Origin of the sequence: Wohlfahrtiimonas chitiniclastica DSM 18708, from assembly GCF_000375345.1 — a bacterium.
Taxonomy (GTDB): Bacteria; Pseudomonadota; Gammaproteobacteria; order Cardiobacteriales; family Wohlfahrtiimonadaceae; genus Wohlfahrtiimonas; species Wohlfahrtiimonas chitiniclastica.
Genome location: NZ_AQXD01000003.1, coordinates 266,318 through 283,363 on the forward strand (window position 1 = coordinate 266,318; position 17,046 = coordinate 283,363).

A 17,046-nucleotide genomic window follows, 5' to 3' on the forward strand; every position below is an offset into this window, starting at 1 on the left:
TTTTACCAGAAATGAAAAAATTAATTGAACGTGCAGCTTCAGCAAGTGGCATGATCTTAACAGAGTAATTATCTAAGTTATGACAAAATCACACCAAACATACTCAAGACCTATGATTAAGTCATATTAACTCATAGAAAATTTAATGATTTCCTAGCAGCTTGTGAAGTCATCAAACAAACAGTGGCATTTTTAGAAAAACTTAAACAATAGTTGCGATACTTATTTCCCTAACAGAGACTTATTAATATTTTCAATGAGTAGGATTTTGGGGAGTGGTATCCCCAAAATATTTGATAATCTAGTAAATTGCTATATGTATTTATATAAAAATAATTAAAAAATTTGTAAATTTACATATAATTATTAAATTAATTTTTTAGTATATTTCATTTCAATAGTGTCTAAATAGTTGCCCATTAGTTCAGATATCAACTCTCATACGTCTATAATTTATCTATAAATACTAGGCACTTTACTGAAAATATTCCTGAATCGTATCTCTTCCATTATCAATATTTAATTGAACTAATTCTTTTGGTGGTGTCCAGACTAATGCTTCATTATTAATTGCTCGCTGATATGCCCATTGAGCAATATTTATTGTAGTCTCTAAATTACTAATAATACCTATATCTTCAGATGCAGAATGAATAGTATCACCATATTTTTTATTTCTTTCTAACCATTTTCTTAATAATTGAGGATCTGCTAAAAAATTACTCTTTGCACCATTACATTTTTTATCGGCAATCACAAAATTATGTAATGTATCTTGTTGATAATATGACCATGGAATAAAATGATCCACTTCAGCAATACCATTTATTTTTTGCTGGCAATAAAAACAACAATTATTTTGCAACTCCATATATATATCAGAAACTTTTTTTAAAGATGTCCGCTGTTCATCAAATAAAAACATTTGTATATCATGCTGATCCTTCAAAATCTCCTTATTTTTTGGTAGCTTACATACAAAATCAGCCCATTTTTTTTGAACTAACTGTCTAATTATATAGTTAAATTGGCGCAAACAATACATAATATTTTTATTTAACTGTAAATGCGTTCCTGTTGCTTGCCAAGTATATAAAAAATTAAAACTTTGTCCTTCAATATTTTGTAAAAATCGTGCTGGATAAGTCTTAATTGTTCTTGCTGCCTTCTGAATAAGATTATTCCACTCAATACTCTTCATAGCCTTTGATAAAGTTGGATATTTACATATTAATTTTTGAATATCCTGAATAATAACAATTTGCTTACCTGTATTTTGTTGTAATACAAAACCCTTTTTTTCAACATATTCAAAAGGTAAACTTTGCTTCCAATATTGGATAATAAACTGTTCCGCGATATCATTATAGCTTAACGTTAGAGTATTATTGTTATCTTCACCCTGTATAATTGCTAAATTTGTGATCGCTAGTAATAATGCAAATTTATATGTTGATGTAGTATTGCCAGTTTCTAAAATCAGATGTATCTTCTGCAAAAAATCTAATTGTTCTTCTGCCTTTGGTAGCATGACATTATTATCCTATAATTTATTTTAACTCCTTTAATACTTTAAATATTAAAAATACTTTAATCAATCTAATATTGGTAATTTTTATGCGTAAAACACAAGATTTTTATGAACAAAATGCAAAAATATTTATAGAGAATACATTTACAATCAATATGACTAATCTTTATGAACCTTTTTTGACATTAATGCCCAAATCTGGAAAAATTTTAGATATTGGCTGTGGCTCAGGTAGAGATGCTATATATTTTAAAACCTTAGGATTTGATGTTGATGCATTTGATTATTCTAAAAGTCTTGTGAAATTAGCTAAAATTAAAACAGGTCTTAATATTCAACATAAAAGTTTTTATGATTTAAATATTGTCGATACATACAATGGCATTTGGGCCTGTGCTTCATTACTACACTGCGAACGTTCTAGATTACCTGAAGTCATCAAAAAAATTATTAATGCATTAAAAAATCATGGTATTTGTTACCTTTCATTTAAATATGGAAATCAAGATCGTGTTAATGACACTCGATTATTTATCGATATGAATGAAACACAAAGCTTAAAATTATTAGATTATGATAATATTTTATTGTTTAAGATGTGGCGAACAGAAGATAATCGTCCAGCTAGAAAAGAACAATGGTTAAATATTTTATTTATCAAGCGAAACATAGTCTAATACTAACAATCTGCATATATTTATCAATGATGACAATTGAAAAAATAATATAAATACATTCTGCCAATTGCTCATGCCCATCTTGGTTTACACCCAAAAATCGTTTACATTAAAGATCCATTAGAAAATTTTAAGGAGGCATTGAATGAAAAAAACCATCCTATTGAGCTTAACCTTATTGATGGCATCTGCAATTGCGCACGCCCAATCTGTGGAAACCATTTTTACCGTCAAAGATACCAAAGACGGCACAGAAGTGATTGATGTACAGTACAGAACAGTGGAGCCAAATTTTCAAATCGACACTTTTGCGCAAGCAGATAAAAACGGCGATGGCTGTTTAGATCGTGCTGAGGCAAAAGACATGGGCATTTTAAACTTTGATCGTTTTGCCGTGACGAAAAAAGGCTGCCTCAATGAAGAAGAGTATCTACGCGCGATGCATTCGGCAGATTAATCTCACCCTCATCAAAAGAAAAGGCAGAACACATGTTCTGCCTTTTTACAATTGATGGATCAAACTACATCCCTTGTTTTAACCACTGATCAAAGTTTTCTTTTGTCGAACGCGTTAATAACGAAGCATACAGTGATGCATCGGTCAGATATAGACAATGGCGAATCAATGTATAAGGATTCATACTTTTAATGCCACCATTTTCTTTTTCATAATGAGCTTTATAGACTTTGACCTTTGCGATATGATTTTTCATGGCTTCATTAAATTGCATGCGCGTCATATTCGGTGCTAAAGAGACGATTTCTTGCGTAAAACCATCGACCTTATGAGGTTCAAAATCATCATTACTAAAAAAGTGTTTCGCAATTTTTAAAAATCCAAATGCGGTTAACTCTCCACCGGCGCCGTACACTTTATGAGGATGCATATTTGTTTGCAACAATTGCGCATCATCCTCCATGGCTTCGGCTTTTTTAATTTCATCCTCTGTTGCTGAACGAATCTCCCGAAACTCTCGATCAGCAAGCTCAAAAAGGGCGGCTAAAGTATTAATCCGACGTTTTAAAGGCGTTGGAATGGATTTTTTATATTTAATTTTATGATCTAACACGCTCCATGAATCTTGAATGATCGTGCGGATTTGTAACTCAAAATTAAAGTCCACAAATGATTTATACTCTGGCATTTCTTGGCGTGCACTGCCTAAACGTAAATCTAAATGTAAGCCCTTATAGCCAAATGAACCTTCAGTACTCTCCATTTGTGCCGATTTATTGGTCACCTCAATGGTATCAAAGTGCTGCTCAAGCACTGTGCGGATCACATCAATGTCATCCTCATACAGACACACCACCCGAATGCCAATCAAATCAGAGATGTGTTCTTTAATCATGTACGGTATTTCATCGGCTTCGAGTGCTTTGCGATATTTTAAATTAAATTTATGCATGCACTCTTCACGATCTTTAATCCGACCCTCAATTTTAGAAATTGGAATGGTTTGTGAATGCGTCAAAAGCGCGTTAATTAATGCACAAAATGCTGTTTTTGCCTCTTCTAAACGCTGAAATTGTTCAGCATAAAATTTACCAAAACGTCTTTTTTCAATCTCATAATCTAATGTACGAGAACATTGTGTTAATTCTATCGAATTTGTAATAATAATGATCCTAATCTTTCTGTTAAATAGATCTATGGCGATAGTCTACGTGATCCCTGTAAACTATGCCATAGTCATGCGATCTATTCCCCTATTTTCAGCGTAATGTCGCCAATGCCATCAATGTGTCCTGTCAATTCATCCCCAGCCACCACAGCGCCCACACCTTCTGGCGTGCCAGTCATAATAACATCGCCCGGCATTAACGTATAAAGCGTGGATAAATGGGCAATGATCTCATCCACTGACCAGATCATTTGTGCCAAATCAGAGGATTGCTTCACCTCTCCATTGACGGACAACTCAATCTTGCCGCTCGTTAATTCACCGCACTCAGCAATTGGCACCACTTCTGAGATAATGGCGCCATTTTCAAAATCCTTGGCAATGTCCCAAGAGAGGCGGCGCTCTTTCATTTGTGCTTGTAGATCACGGCGCGTCATATCTAGCGCACATGCATAACCAAAAATATAATGTTTTGCCGCTTCGACAGGAATGTTCGCACCCTCTTTCCCGATGATGACGGCAAGCTCCATTTCGTGGTGTAAATTTTGTGTGCGCGATGGATAAGGAATCGTGCTGCCACTCGGTGCATAATGGCTTGGATGCTTTAAAAAATAAAAGGGCTCTTGCGTCGCTTTATCCACAGAGCTGCCCATCTCATTGGCATGGGCAAGATAATTGCGCCCCACACAAAAAATGCGATGAATGGGCATCGTTAATTGATATTTTTTAATGGGTAAAGCCACCACGCTGTGGGGTGGGAAAATGTATTCAGCAAACATAGAATCCTCCTAATTTTTATGGTGATTCTGCATCATATAATGATGCGGCACATTTCGCACGTACTATCATTTTTTGATAAAAAATCGCCACTTTTTCATTTTTGTACTATCATTATAACCGTTGACGGTCAATTCAACCCTTTGATCTTATTGTCAACACGCTCTATCATCTATGCGAGATTACTCAGGAAGCCTCAATGCAACACACTCTTAGCAGCACAACTGCCATCAACCATCAAGGTGAAAATGTGAACCATAAATACACTGAAATGATGAACATCCTTGTTGAACTCTTCGAAGCCTTTAACATCAAATTAACCTCAGAACAAGCGCACGGCTCAATGGCATTGCCTTTTTCAGGTCGCGTGCAGTATTTATTGTCTCTCCCTAGCATTGTGAACTCATGGCGCACACAATATGGCGCTGAACCCACCGCAGAAAACATTCGCCGCATGAACATCGTCTTAACACAAATGAGCATGCGTGTAGACTAATGGTGTGATGCCATGAGATTCTATCGCCGCATCATCCTCTTTTTTTGTATGATTCCCTTAGGAGCATTCACCATGGCAAAAGCCCCATTAATCATTGATTCGCCCATCACTGCTGACTCAGCAGTGATCTGGCTCCACGGTCTTGGCGCCTCTCAACAGGACTTTGCACCGGTTGCCCATTATTTACAAGATCGTTATACACCTTCAACCCGTTACATTTTGCCCCAAGCGCCGGATTTACCGGTGACACTCAACGGCGGCTATGTCATGCCCGCTTGGTATGACTTGATTGATTTAACGCATCCGCGCACCGTCAAAGTTGAAGAGCTCGATGCAGCTGCACGTACAATTCGCGCATTGATTGATGATATGGTCAATCAAGGCATTGCCATCGATCGCATCTTTTTGGCAGGATTTTCCCAAGGGGGCGCCGTTGTGTTACACACAGCTTATGTGCATGAAGATTTACCCCTTGGCGGCGTTTTAGCACTGTCCACCTACTTCCCCACAAGTTCTGATCAACCCTTAACCGAGATTCAGAAAAATATCCCGAGCATTCATCTGCATGGCACGCTTGATCCTGTGGTTCCGATTGAATATGGGAAAGCCGCCAAAGATGGACTGGAAAATCTTGGCGTCAATGCAGCATGGCACACCTATCCGATGCGCCATGAAGCTTCAGAAGCTGAGATTCAACAAATTGGCCAATGGCTGTCTGAACAATTAACGCAAAGTGAGGGTTAAATCCCCTGTGTTGATGAGTCCTTTTTGACGCATCAGCATCGCAATGCCAAGGCTCAATACAATGGGTAAAATGATGTGAAACACCAACACTAAACTTGCGGTGTGCACAGAAAATCCCATGGTTTCAAATGCCATGAATTGCCCCACAAAACCACTGGTACCCATGCCAGCGCCCGCTTTGTTGTTGAGCATCTCAAAGCCCACAATCGCAATCGGCGCACAGATGAGCCCTGCGAGCGTTGGCGGCACTAAAATCCATGGGTTTTTCACAATGTTGCCAATTTGCAACATCGAGGTGCCAATGCCTTGCGCAACCGCTCCCGAGAAACCATTTTCCCGATAACTGATGGCAGCAAAGCCCACCATTTGTGCCGAGCAACCAATCACCGCAGCACCAGCAGCAACGCCTTCTAACCCCAACATAAATGAGAGCGCTGCACTTGAAATGGGCGCTGTGAGTGCAAGTCCCATAATGGTGGCCACAATCATGGACATAATGAGTGGATGCTGCATCGTTGCCCAGTTAATGGTATTGCCTAAATAACTCATCAATTCTTGAATGGGTAAGCCAATCAATTGTGCACTGCCATAGCCCATCAAAATCATGCTAAACGGCACCACTAAAATATCCAGTTGAGTGGTTTGATAGAGAAGTTTAACGAGCTCAACGGTCACTAAAACAGCAAAATAGCTGCCCGCCACGCCACCGACTTGATTGCCCATCGCGCCCACAAAAATGGCACTGAACAACAATAATGGCGGTGCTTTCAAGGCATATGCCACCGCAACGCCAATGGCCGCGCCCACCACTTTGCCATCCATCGCAAAAGTGCCAAGCTCCACAAATAGCTCAATACCAAGCTGCGTGCCAATCGTTTTGATGATGAGCCCGATTAACAATGATGAAAACAGCCCAAGCGCCATATAACTCAAGGCATCCACGAAATAAGTGCGCGCTGACCATTGCACCCCTTTTCGCTTCATCCACTCCAACATGATCTCCTCCAAAATGCATAAAAGATAAGCAAAATCGCTTGGAAAAATACTCTAACATTTAATATATAAAATTCAAGATAATAATTTATTAAAAATTGTTTAATACATAAAACAATTGAACCATAAAAAAATCCCGCCCGAAGGCAGGATTAAAAATACAGTCATCAAATTTATGCAGATTTTTGCATGTACAACGTTTGTGTTGGGAAGGCAAAATCTGCACCATGTTTATGCACGATGCTGATCATCTCTAAATAGACTTCTTGCTGCGCTTCTAACCACTCCGCCCATACCGTAGTTTTAGTAAAGCAATAAATCATGATGTTTAACGAAGAGTCTGCAAACTCATTGAAATACACCAATAATGTTTGTGTGGCATCAATTTTGGGATGCTGCTGCAACATGGTGCGAATGTCATTGACAATGTCACCCACCTTATCGGCATCATCATAACGCAAACCAAGCTCAGTTTTGATGCGTCGATTGGTCATACGCCCAGGGTTTTCCACACTGATGGCGGAAAATACAGCATTTGGGACATACAAAGGACGATGATCAAACGTCATGATTTTGGTAATGCGCCAGCCCACTTCCACCACAGTGCCTTCAATCTGGCGATCCGGCGAGCTCACCCAATCACCAATATTAAAGGGGCGATCAAAATAGAGCATGATGCCGGAAAAGAAGTTACTTAAAATGTCTTTACCCGCCATACCAATGGCGATCCCACCGATCCCGCCAAATGCCAATAAGCCGGATAAACTTAAGCCAAAATGCTCACCAAACATCAACACGATGATGCCGAAAATGATGATTTTTAATACGCGATTAATGATGCGGGCAGAAGTTGGATCACCATGTTTGCGCACTTGGGCTTTTTCTAAGCGATTCATCACTTTAAATAAACGATTGGTGATGATCAACACCAGCCAAAAAACAGCGATCAACTGTACAGTCGCTGCCGAAATGAAATGTAATTTAAAATCCACGAGCGCAAATTGAACATATTGAGAGATGATCAGCACCACGCCGCATAAAATTGCCGATTGTAATAAACGAGAGATGATCCCTTTTTTACTGTCTTTAAAGCGGCGGCCACAAAATGCACTGATCAAATAGGCCACTAAGCCCACGCAAATGATCCCGCCCCCCACAGCATATTTCATTAATAATGTTTCTGTGATCATGGTTTATCCTTCTGTTATGAAATTATCCCGCCATTTTACAGAAAAAAAGCCCGCATAGCGCGGGCAAAGGACTGGAATCAAATTTATTGTTATGGAGAGATTAGATTACATAAAGATCCACATATTCATTGACAGGAATCTCTAAGATTTTATCTAAATCAAGCGATGCATCAAGAATGGTGTTTTGTTGTTTCTCAGGGAAACGGCGCGCTAAATTCACTTTGAATTTTTCGATGAGCAATGGAATGCCATCGGTTCTGCGGCGCTTGTGGCCAATGGGGTATTCCACCACCACTTCATCTAACACCGTGCCATCTTTAAAAGTAACGGTCAAAGCATTGGCGATCGAGCGCTTTTCAGGATCATGGTAATCTGCGGTAAATTGTGGATCTTCCACACATTCCATTTTGTCACGTAAAGCATCAATGGCAGGATTTTTCGCAATTGTATCTTCATAATCCGCAGCCGTTAAGCGACCATAAATCAATGGGACTGCCACCATGTATTGAATGCAGTGATCACGATCCGCTGGGTTATTCAATGGACCTTTCTTATCAATGATGCGAATGCATGCTTCATGTGTGCGAATGGTGATTTTCTCGATGTCCTCATAGGTTTTACCCATGACATCTAATGTGCCTTTTAAGGTCATTGCAGCTTCTACAGCCGTTTGTGAATGGAATTCCGCTGGGAATGAGATCTTAAAGAGCACATTTTCCATCACATAGCTGCCATAAGGGCGCTGGAATTTAAATGCTTGACCTTTAAAAGAGACATCATAAAAGCCCCAAGTTTTCGCCGTCAATACAGAGGGATAACCCATTTCGCCTTTTTTCGCCATCAAGGCTAAGCGAACGGCGCGAGATGTTGCATCACCGGCTGCCCATGATTTACGAGAACCTGTATTTGGCGCATGGCGATATGTTCTTAAGGATTGCCCATCAACCCATGCTAAGGACACCGCATTTAAGATCTCTTCACGGGTTAAATCCAGCATTTGTGCAACCACTGCGGTGGATGCCACTTTCACTAAAATCACGTGATCTAAGCCCACTTTGTTAAAGGAGTTTTCAAGGGCAATGCAGCCTTGAATTTCATGTGCTTTGATCATGCCCGTTAAGACTGCTTTCATGGTTAAAGGCGCTTTACCATTGGCAATCGCTACGCGAGAGAGCCAATCGGCCACTGCTAAAATACCGCCTAAGTTATCAGAAGGATGACCCCATTCTGCCGCTAACCATGTGTCATTAAAATCGAGCCAGCGGATCATGGCACCAATGTTAAACGCCGCTTGCACAGGATCTAACTGAAATTGTGTGCCCGGTACTTTTGCACCATTTGGCACCACAGTTCCCGGGACAATAGGTCCCATCAATTTTGTACATGCCGGATAATCTAATGCCTCTAATCCACAGCCTAAAGTATCTAACAAACAGTAATGAGCCGTTTGATACGCCAAGGGCGATTGAATTTCATAATTGGTGACGTAATCGACGATGTCCACTAAAACTTGATCAAATTTTTGCATTGTACTTCCCTATTTTCTAAATTTTGTGTGAATGAATGTTTGCATGCCCTTAACGCTCGTTAATGAATACAAACTCCATCGGCTCAGGGCCGTTGTAATGGGCAGATGGACGGATGATTTTGTTATCTTTGCGTTGCTCAATGATGTGTGCTGCCCAGCCTGCAGAACGCGCAATGGCAAACAATGGGGTAAACATCGCCGTTGGCACGCCCATCATGTGATAAGACACTGCAGAGAACCAGTCTAAGTTCGGGAACATATTTTTCTCGCGCTGCATGAACTCTTCTAAACGTTCAGCGATGTTGAACATCTTCATAGAGCCGGCTTCCATCGACAAATCATGCGCCACTTTTTTGATCACGATGTTGCGAGGATCTGCAATCGTATACACAGGATGACCAAAGCCAATGATGATCTCTTTACGTGCTACGCGTTCGGCAATGTCAGCTTCGGCTTCATCGGGTGAGTCATAGCGCTGCTGAATTTCAAAAGAAACTTCATTGGCCCCACCATGTTTTGGTCCACGTAAAGCACCGATGGCGCCAGAGATGGCAGAATACATATCCGATCCCGTCCCTGCAATCACGCGGCTTGTAAAGGTTGATGCATTGAACTCATGCTCTGCATATAAAATCAATGAGATGTGCATGGCTTTGACATGTTCAGGCGAAGGTTTGTGGCCATGCAATAAATACAAGAAATGGCCACCTAATGAATCTTCTTCTGTTTCAAGTTCAATACGCACACCATTGTGGCTATAGTGATACCAATACACCAACATTGAACCGAGCGACGCCATTAAGCGATCGGCAATGTCTTTCGCCGCAGCGCAATCTTGATTATCCTTCTCAGGCAAAATACAGCCCATCAAAGAGACGCCCGTTCTTAATACATCCATCGGATGGGAGGAGGCAGGTAAAGTTTCTAAGGCTTTTTGCACAGCCTTTGGTAAACCACGCAATGCCTTCAATTTCTTTTTATATAAATTGAGTTCATTTTGTGTGGGTAACTTACCATGAATGAGAAGATAAGCGACCTCTTCAAACTCACAATGTTCGGCTAAATCCAAAATGTCATATCCGCGGTAATGCAATTCATTGCCGTTGATGCCGACGGTGCACAATCCTGTGGAACCGGCGATCATGCCAGATAAGGCAACGGATTTTTTGGGCCTAAAACTTGGTGCAATAACCTCTAATACTTTACTCATGATATTCTCCTCCTAAGATTGAACATCGCGCTCTTTATTTTTTCTGCGATGAGAACAACGAATCTAAATAATCTTCATATTGGTAATAATTAATGCTCTGATATAACTCTTCACGCGTTTGCATGGTGTCCACCACGCTTTGTTGCGTGCCCTTCTCACGAAGTGTTTGATAGACGTTCAATGCAGCTTTATTCATGGCACGAAATGCCGACAATGGATAAAGAGCAATCGCAACATCTACACTGCGTAATTCATCTAATGTAAACAGTGGCGTTTTGCCGAACTCCGTTAAGTTCGCAAGCACCGGTACGCGGGTTTTATCCACAAATTGCTTGTACATCGACAACTCAGTCACCGCCTCTGGAAAGAGCACATCTGCCCCAGCTTCAATGTACGCATGGGCGCGCTCTAAAGTTTTCTCTAAACCTTCCACTGCTAATGCATCGGTTCTTGCGATGATCACAAAATCAGGATCAGTCTTTGCATCGACGGCAGCTTTGATGCGATCAACCATTTCCGAAGTTGAGACGATCTCTTTATTCGGACGATGGCCACAGCGTTTTGCGGTCACTTGATCTTCTAAATGAAGACCGGCTGCACCCGCTTTAATGAACGATTTGACTGTACGCGCAATGTTTAATGCGGTGGTGCCAAGACCGCTGTCAGCGTCTGCAATTAAAGGGAGATCACACACATTTGTGATGCGCTCGATGTCCACTAAAAAATCGTGCAAAGTGGCAATCCCTAAATCCGGTACGCCCAGTGAACCTGCCGATACGCCGCCACCGGATAAATAAATGCTTTTAAAGCCAGATTGCTGTGCCAATAGCGCATGATTCGCATTGATCACGCCCACCAACTGTAATGGTGATTCCACCGCTAACGCCTCTTTAAAACGTTTGCCTTGAGAATTGACTGCCATACTTCACTCCTTTATTTGATAACTGTATTGATGCAACCGCTATCAGTGATAGAGCAATTAGCGTGCCAACTTTTATTTTTTTGTAGTCTTTTTGTAATTATTTTTCTATCTATCTGTTTATGTTAAGGTTAAATTTTAAAAACTGAGGTCATGAAAATAATTCATGCATTTCAAAATGTTGCATTTTTATCATTTCTGTGCAACAAATGAATAAATTGAAACAATATTGGAACAAATGACCATGCCAACCAAAACCACCACTGAAAAACCGATTATTTGGACAGTTTCCATCACACATTTGTATGAAACTTTCCAAGAAATGAGCAATGAATTTTCTGAAATTGCTGAAATAACCCCAATAAAACAAAGCTTTGAAGAAGCTGTACAATACATCAGATCCGCTACAAAAGAGCATCACTGTGATGCCATTATTTCCGCAGGTTCTAATGGTGCTTATTTGAAAGATCGCCTATCGATTCCTGTCATCAATGTGCGTGAAAGTGGCTTTGATGTGATGCATGCCCTAGCGACAGCGCGAGAAATCAGCCCAAAGATTGGCATCATCAATTATCGTAAACCCTTACCTGCATTAGAAAAATTCAAACAAGCGTTTAATATCCCGATCGAAGAGCGCATCTACATCACACGTGATGATGCCAAAGCCGCCATCAATGAGCTTAAACGCAAAGGCATTGGCGTTATTGTGGGCGCGGGCTTAATCACGGAAATGGCGAATGCTGCGGGCATTCCCTCCGTTTTTCTCTATTCCACAGAAACCATCCGCGAAGCCTTTCGCCATGCCATTAAGATTGCCAAGCAGTCGATTCATCTACGCAAAAACAGACTCAATGAAACGAAATTATCGTTAGATGCCAAATATCATGTGGGAGACATCAAAGGATTTTCTCCCGAAATTGAGCGCGTGCGCGCAGCGGTTTTGCTCTACTCAAAAACCAAAGCCCCTACTCTCATTCAAGGTGAAAGCGGCACAGGTAAAGAGCTCATTGCCCATGCCATTCACCATGAATATACCGCGCACTTTCAACATAAAACTGGGCAGCAAAAGCGCCCCTTTGTGGCAATTAACTGTAGCGCCATTCCTGAATCCCTTTTAGAGTCCGAGCTCTTTGGCTATGAGGAAGGCGCTTTTACGGGTTCACTTCGCGGTGGGAAAGCCGGTGTATTTGAAGTGGCCAACAATGGCACGCTCTTTTTAGACGAAATTGGGGAAATGCCATTATCGCTACAAAATCGCCTCTTGCGCGTATTGGAAGAAAAGAGCATTGTGCGCGTCGGCGGTTATCATCCGATTCCTGTGGATGTCAAAATCATCGCCGCCACGCATGCTAAGCTCGATGAATGGGTTAAAGCGGGGAAATTTAGGCTAGATCTCTTTTATCGTTTAAGTGTGCTCAGAATCTTCAATCCGCCCCTTCGTAAACGCGGGCGCGACATCATTTTATTGGCAGAAACCTTATTAAAACAGGCGCTCACTTCGCTGAATTTACCCATTCGTCATGAATATTTAGCTGCATTGCCAAAGTGTGACGAAGCGCTCCTCAATTATCATTGGCCGGGCAATATCCGCGAGCTGCGCAACATCACCGAGCGCATTGCCCTCTACCTAAAAGCCAACCCCAATCAAGTGCCGAACAATCGCATGATTCTTGATCTCTCAGATGAGCGCCACATTCATTATGATGAGCCAAGCATTCTCACGGATCCGCCCTTAATCAGCGAAGAGCCGGATCTTGCCGCCTTATTAAAATACTTTAAAGGCGATAAACAGGCCGTGGCCAATTACCTTGGCATCAGCCGCACCACTTTATGGCGCAAGATGAAAGCCCTTCACAATCATGCATAAAAAAAGCAGCCCAGAGGCTGCTTTTTGATTCGCTCGATTACCAATAACCCAACATTTTCCACCAAAGCCCACCAATGTAGAACCAGATGGCTAAGTTCACCACACTTGTGGCAAAGCCCACTTTCCACCATTCACCCAAGGTTGTATAGCCTGAACCATAAATGATGGGCGCGGTGCCTGTACCATAGTGAGTTAAGGACATCATCAAAGATGATGAGAATGCCAAAGTTAATGCCAATAACATTTGTGGTGCGCCTAGAGCAATCCCTGCTGCTAAGAAAGCTGCAAACATCGCGGTGATGTGCGCGGTTGTGCTCGCAAAAAAGTAGTGCGAGTAAACATACACCAACACTAAAATCAGCATGCCAAGAATCCAGTTAAAGCCAAAGTCATCAATGCCATTGCCAACCGTCACCGCTAACCACGAGACTAAGCCCAATTTACCTAAGAAGCCTGCCATCATCACCAAAGCAGAGAACCACACAACGGTATCCCATGCGCCTTTATTGCCGAGCACTTCGTTCCACTCTAACACGCCCGTAATTAATAAAATGGATAAGCCGATGAATGCTGCAGTTGTTGGGCTGATGGTAAATGCTGCCCCAAAGATCATGGCTGGCACGCCTGCCCACATAAATAGTAAGAGACCAAACACACCCAACGTAATTTTTTCAGGCAACGATAATGGCCCCAATTCTTTTAATTGTTCTTTCGCAAAGTTTGGCGCATCAGGCGTTTTCTTAATTTCTGGCGGACAGATGAGATACACCACCCACGGCATCACCAAAAGGGAAATAATGCCCGGTACAAATGCAGCCACTGCCCACATGCCCCAAGTTAAATGAAAACTTGGATCAGTGCCTTCATAAATCAATGCCACAATTAAGGGGTTTGGCGCCGTTGCCGTGATGAACATCGCGGATGTAATTGGGTTGGTGTTATAGTTCACAAGTGCTAAATAACGTCCAATTTTTTCAGTAGAACCACGCTCAGGCTTTGAGCCAAAGCTTGTGGCAATCGAGCGCATGATGGGGTGAATGATGCCACCGCCTCGCGCTGTATTACTTGGTGTCACGGGCGCTAAAATCGTCTCTGCAAATGCAAGGGCATACGCAATTCCCACGGTGCGCTTACCAAATAACGAAATTAAAAAGTAACCAATGCGCGCACCTAAACCCGTTTTCGTTAAGCTCATAGAGATCATGATGGAGATCCCGATCAACCAAATGAGCTCATTAGAAAAGCCGCTTAACGCATCGCCAAGCGCAGCTTTGGGATTGCCAGGATTGGTGACGCCTGTAATCGCCACCAAACTGATGGAGATGATGGAGATCGCACCAATGGGCAATGCTTTGCCAATGATGGCCGCAATCGTACCCACAAAGAGCGCCAGCAGTTGCCATGCATTCTCGCTGACGCCTTCAGGCGTTGGAATGATGAACCAAATAATTAACGTTAAGGCAACCGCAACCAGAGCCGGTATCGGTTTGATGGGGGCTAGCTGAGTATTCTTCATAGTCATCCCTTCTTTTTTTGATGATAGAATTATTCATATCATGGCTCAGCCCTCTCTGACAAATGGGATCACTCATCGAATGATCCGCCTCAAGAAAGGGCCAAATGCTGCCTGATTAGGCATCACCATAACAGATACACTCAGCTTGTAAAGGGTTGATGAAATCAATCAATGACTAGATTAAATTGATGAGATTTTGATACAGCGCTAAAGCTTCATCCACATCATGCGTACCATAGACAATCGCGCGCCCATCCTTAAAAAGAATGATGCGATTGTCCCCTTCGATGTTTAAAAAATACTCGTTAAATCGATGAGCAATGCCCTGCTTGATTAATATTTTTTCTAGGGCGGCTAAATCTAAGGGTTGCATTTCACGGATCATCACAGAACCATCACCACACAAGCGCTGCGCCTCTCGTTGAACATGCATTAAAGCGGGATAGGTTGGGTTTTCACCACACGTTGGGCACTGTTTTTGTTTGAATTTTGCAAGATTAATTGCTTGAGAATGTGATGACCATAGATCCATCGTCCATAAAGTTTCACGCATAGCGCTAGGCTCGACAAAGAATTTAATGGCTTCTGTGGTTTGAATGCTGGAAATCAATTGCAAAATCGGCTGAATGACGCCCACAGAGCTACATGTATCGCCACTTTCTAAAGGAATCGCGCCTAAAATGCAGCGAAGGCACGGTAAATCCTGCCGATGAGGCACATTAAAATTGTGGCTCATGCCATAACTTTCAAGTGCTGAACCAAAAATCCACGGAATGTTTTGCTGATAACACGCATCATTGATGATCATGCGAAGCGGCAAATTGTCCGTGCCATCAAGCACCAAATCCGCGCCTTTAATCAAATCGACAATGTTGTCGCTCGACACATCCACCAAATGCGTGGTGATGTGTGTTGTGTGGTTAATGGCCGTCAAATGCTGTTTTAATGCCACCACTTTCGGTAAAGCAGCCGCAGCGTCCGCCTCCGTAAAGAGGGTTTGACGCTGCAAATTGCTCAATTCGACAAAGTCGCGATCCACCAATATCAAATGCCCGATGCCGCTTCGCGTTAATGTTTCAGCGTGCTGCGCACCTAAAGCGCCGCAACCGATGATGACAACCGTTGCTTGATTGAGGCGCTCAACGCCCGCTGTTTGAATGCGCGCAAAGCGTGCAAGGCGGTGATATCTGGAATCCATGCTCATTAACCGATCAATCCTGTCAATGGGCTACTCGCTGTCGCAGTGAGTTTTTTCGGCATGCGTTTTGCTTCAAAACCTAAGCGACCTGCCACACACGCCATGCTCATCGCGCGGCTCATTTTAATCGGATCTTGTGCATAAGCAACAGCGCTGTTGAGTAATACGCCATCTGCGCCCAACTCCATCGCCATCGCCACATCACGCGGTGAACCTAGGCCTGCATCCACAATCACGGGCACTTTGGCATCCTCAATGATGTAACTTAAATTATATGGGTTCACAATCCCTAAACCTGTGCCAATGGGGGATGCTCCCGGCATGATGGCATGGCAACCTAATTCCTGAAGTTTACGGGCAAGCACCACATCATCCGATGTATACACCAACACGGTCATGCCCTCTTCTAACAACATTTCTGTGGCTTTGAGGGTCTCCACAGGATCAGGCAACAATGTTTTTGGGCAACCGATGATCTCAACTTTGATCATGTCACATAAGCCAGAGGCTTTTGCCAATTTAGCGGTACGCACTGCCTCTTCTGCGGTGCTTGCACCTGCCGTATTTGGCAATAATTTATATTTGGTTAAATCCAATTGCTCCAATAAATTGGGTTGATTGGCATCAAAAATATCCATGCGGCGCACCGCAAAGGTTAAGACTTCTGTGTCACTCGCCTCAACTGCACCTTTTTGTTCTTCAAATGTGCGATATTTCCCTGTGCCTAAAAATAGGCGTGATTGGAATTCAAAATCCCCAATTTTTAATGTCATCG

At 42.1% G+C, this 17,046-nt stretch carries 16 protein-coding genes; 5 read left to right on the top strand and 11 right to left on the bottom strand.

The features are described 5' to 3' along the window. Window positions 1–475: 475 nt before the first annotated feature. The gene (locus tag B143_RS09760; RefSeq protein ID WP_018122854.1) at window positions 476–1,531 is read right to left on the bottom strand and encodes an HNH endonuclease; all 1,056 of its coding nucleotides are present in this window, start codon (window positions 1,529–1,531) and stop codon (window positions 476–478) included. 86 nt (window positions 1,532–1,617) lie between these two features. On the opposite strand from B143_RS09760, the gene B143_RS0107880 reads away from it, so the two are divergent. Both B143_RS0107880 and B143_RS0107885 read left to right on the top strand, forming a co-directional pair. After that, window positions 1,618–2,208 carry a class I SAM-dependent methyltransferase gene (locus B143_RS0107880; protein WP_018122855.1) on the top strand — a complete coding sequence of 197 codons (591 nt, stop codon included), beginning with the start codon at window positions 1,618–1,620 and terminating at the stop codon, window positions 2,206–2,208. A 145-nt stretch (window positions 2,209–2,353) separates the two neighbouring features. Continuing rightward, window positions 2,354–2,665, top strand: a complete 312-nt coding sequence (locus tag B143_RS0107885; RefSeq protein ID WP_008316645.1) for a hypothetical protein — start codon at window positions 2,354–2,356, stop codon at window positions 2,663–2,665. Between the two features lie 64 nt (window positions 2,666–2,729). Here the strand turns inward: B143_RS0107885 and B143_RS0107890 are convergent, their stop codons facing one another. Further along, complete coding sequence (locus B143_RS0107890) at window positions 2,730–3,815, bottom strand: GTP pyrophosphokinase (RefSeq protein ID WP_038196245.1); 1,086 nt, start codon at window positions 3,813–3,815, stop codon at window positions 2,730–2,732. Between the two features lie 95 nt (window positions 3,816–3,910). After that, entirely contained in the window at window positions 3,911–4,612 is a 702-nt protein-coding gene (locus tag B143_RS0107895; protein WP_018122857.1) for a fumarylacetoacetate hydrolase family protein, read from the bottom strand. 197 nt (window positions 4,613–4,809) lie between these two features. On the opposite strand from B143_RS0107895, the gene B143_RS0107900 reads away from it, so the two are divergent. Both B143_RS0107900 and B143_RS0107905 read left to right on the top strand, forming a co-directional pair. Next, window positions 4,810–5,106 carry an HAD family hydrolase gene (locus B143_RS0107900; RefSeq protein ID WP_018122858.1) on the top strand — a complete coding sequence of 99 codons (297 nt, stop codon included), beginning with the start codon at window positions 4,810–4,812 and terminating at the stop codon, window positions 5,104–5,106. A gap of 72 nt (window positions 5,107–5,178) precedes the next feature. Further along, window positions 5,179–5,850 (top strand): alpha/beta hydrolase, encoded by a 672-nt coding sequence (locus tag B143_RS0107905; RefSeq protein ID WP_018122859.1) that lies wholly within the window; start codon window positions 5,179–5,181, stop codon window positions 5,848–5,850. Here the strand turns inward: B143_RS0107905 and B143_RS0107910 are convergent. From B143_RS0107910 to prpB, 5 genes are all read right to left on the bottom strand, one after another. Next, window positions 5,830–6,846 carry a PTS sugar transporter subunit IIC gene (locus B143_RS0107910; RefSeq protein ID WP_018122860.1) on the bottom strand — a complete coding sequence of 339 codons (1,017 nt, stop codon included), beginning with the start codon at window positions 6,844–6,846 and terminating at the stop codon, window positions 5,830–5,832. The two genes, B143_RS0107905 and B143_RS0107910, sit on opposite strands and share 21 nt — an antisense overlap. A gap of 170 nt (window positions 6,847–7,016) precedes the next feature. Next, a complete protein-coding gene (locus B143_RS0107915; RefSeq protein WP_008316639.1) occupies window positions 7,017–8,033 on the bottom strand; it encodes a mechanosensitive ion channel family protein in 1,017 nt (338 codons plus the stop codon). Window positions 8,034–8,133: 100 nt separating this feature from the next. Beyond that, on the bottom strand, window positions 8,134–9,561 hold the full coding sequence (locus B143_RS0107920; protein WP_018122861.1) for a bifunctional 2-methylcitrate dehydratase/aconitate hydratase: 1,428 nt from the start codon (window positions 9,559–9,561) through the stop codon (window positions 8,134–8,136). Window positions 9,562–9,610: 49 nt separating this feature from the next. Further along, entirely contained in the window at window positions 9,611–10,771 is a 1,161-nt protein-coding gene (gene prpC / locus B143_RS0107925) for a bifunctional 2-methylcitrate synthase/citrate synthase (protein WP_018122862.1), read from the bottom strand. A 34-nt stretch (window positions 10,772–10,805) separates the two neighbouring features. Continuing rightward, entirely contained in the window at window positions 10,806–11,693 is an 888-nt protein-coding gene (gene prpB, locus B143_RS0107930) for a methylisocitrate lyase (RefSeq protein WP_008316635.1), read from the bottom strand. 235 nt (window positions 11,694–11,928) lie between these two features. Between prpB and prpR the strand changes: the two genes are divergently transcribed. Then, a complete protein-coding gene (prpR, locus tag B143_RS0107935; protein WP_018122863.1) occupies window positions 11,929–13,557 on the top strand; it encodes a propionate catabolism operon regulatory protein PrpR in 1,629 nt (542 codons plus the stop codon). Between the two features lie 37 nt (window positions 13,558–13,594). Here the strand turns inward: prpR and B143_RS0107940 are convergent, their stop codons facing one another. The 3 genes from B143_RS0107940 to B143_RS0107950 all read right to left on the bottom strand — a co-directional run bounded on the left by B143_RS0107940 (window position 13,595) and on the right by B143_RS0107950 (window position 17,044). Beyond that, a complete protein-coding gene (locus B143_RS0107940) occupies window positions 13,595–15,073 on the bottom strand; it encodes a DASS family sodium-coupled anion symporter (RefSeq protein ID WP_008316631.1) in 1,479 nt (492 codons plus the stop codon). 175 nt (window positions 15,074–15,248) lie between these two features. Continuing rightward, a complete protein-coding gene (locus tag B143_RS0107945; RefSeq protein ID WP_026165772.1) occupies window positions 15,249–16,271 on the bottom strand; it encodes a ThiF family adenylyltransferase in 1,023 nt (340 codons plus the stop codon). 5 nt (window positions 16,272–16,276) lie between these two features. Beyond that, window positions 16,277–17,044, bottom strand: a complete 768-nt coding sequence (locus B143_RS0107950; RefSeq protein ID WP_018122865.1) for a thiazole synthase — start codon at window positions 17,042–17,044, stop codon at window positions 16,277–16,279. Window positions 17,045–17,046 lie beyond the last annotated feature (2 nt).

Bases quoted from the DNA above. Each gene is read 5' to 3' on its own strand.
- B143_RS0107910 (WP_018122860.1), bottom strand. From the start codon at position 6,846: ATGTTGGAGTGGATGAAGCGAAAAGGGGTGCAATGGTCAGCGCGCACT.
- B143_RS0107920 (WP_018122861.1), bottom strand. From the start codon at position 9,561: ATGCAAAAATTTGATCAAGTTTTAGTGGACATCGTCGATTACGTCACC.
- prpR (WP_018122863.1), top strand. From the start codon at position 11,929: ATGACCATGCCAACCAAAACCACCACTGAAAAACCGATTATTTGGACA.
- prpB (WP_008316635.1), bottom strand. From the start codon at position 11,693: ATGGCAGTCAATTCTCAAGGCAAACGTTTTAAAGAGGCGTTAGCGGTG.
- B143_RS0107915 (WP_008316639.1), bottom strand. From the start codon at position 8,033: ATGATCACAGAAACATTATTAATGAAATATGCTGTGGGGGGCGGGATC.
- B143_RS0107940 (WP_008316631.1), bottom strand. From the start codon at position 15,073: ATGAAGAATACTCAGCTAGCCCCCATCAAACCGATACCGGCTCTGGTT.
- B143_RS0107900 (WP_018122858.1), top strand. From the start codon at position 4,810: ATGCAACACACTCTTAGCAGCACAACTGCCATCAACCATCAAGGTGAA.
- B143_RS09760 (WP_018122854.1), bottom strand. From the start codon at position 1,531: ATGCTACCAAAGGCAGAAGAACAATTAGATTTTTTGCAGAAGATACAT.
- B143_RS0107880 (WP_018122855.1), top strand. From the start codon at position 1,618: ATGCGTAAAACACAAGATTTTTATGAACAAAATGCAAAAATATTTATA.
- B143_RS0107905 (WP_018122859.1), top strand. From the start codon at position 5,179: ATGGCAAAAGCCCCATTAATCATTGATTCGCCCATCACTGCTGACTCA.
- B143_RS0107885 (WP_008316645.1), top strand. From the start codon at position 2,354: ATGAAAAAAACCATCCTATTGAGCTTAACCTTATTGATGGCATCTGCA.
- B143_RS0107950 (WP_018122865.1), bottom strand. From the start codon at position 17,044: ATGACATTAAAAATTGGGGATTTTGAATTCCAATCACGCCTATTTTTA.
- B143_RS0107945 (WP_026165772.1), bottom strand. From the start codon at position 16,271: ATGGATTCCAGATATCACCGCCTTGCACGCTTTGCGCGCATTCAAACA.
- B143_RS0107895 (WP_018122857.1), bottom strand. From the start codon at position 4,612: ATGTTTGCTGAATACATTTTCCCACCCCACAGCGTGGTGGCTTTACCC.
- prpC (WP_018122862.1), bottom strand. From the start codon at position 10,771: ATGAGTAAAGTATTAGAGGTTATTGCACCAAGTTTTAGGCCCAAAAAA.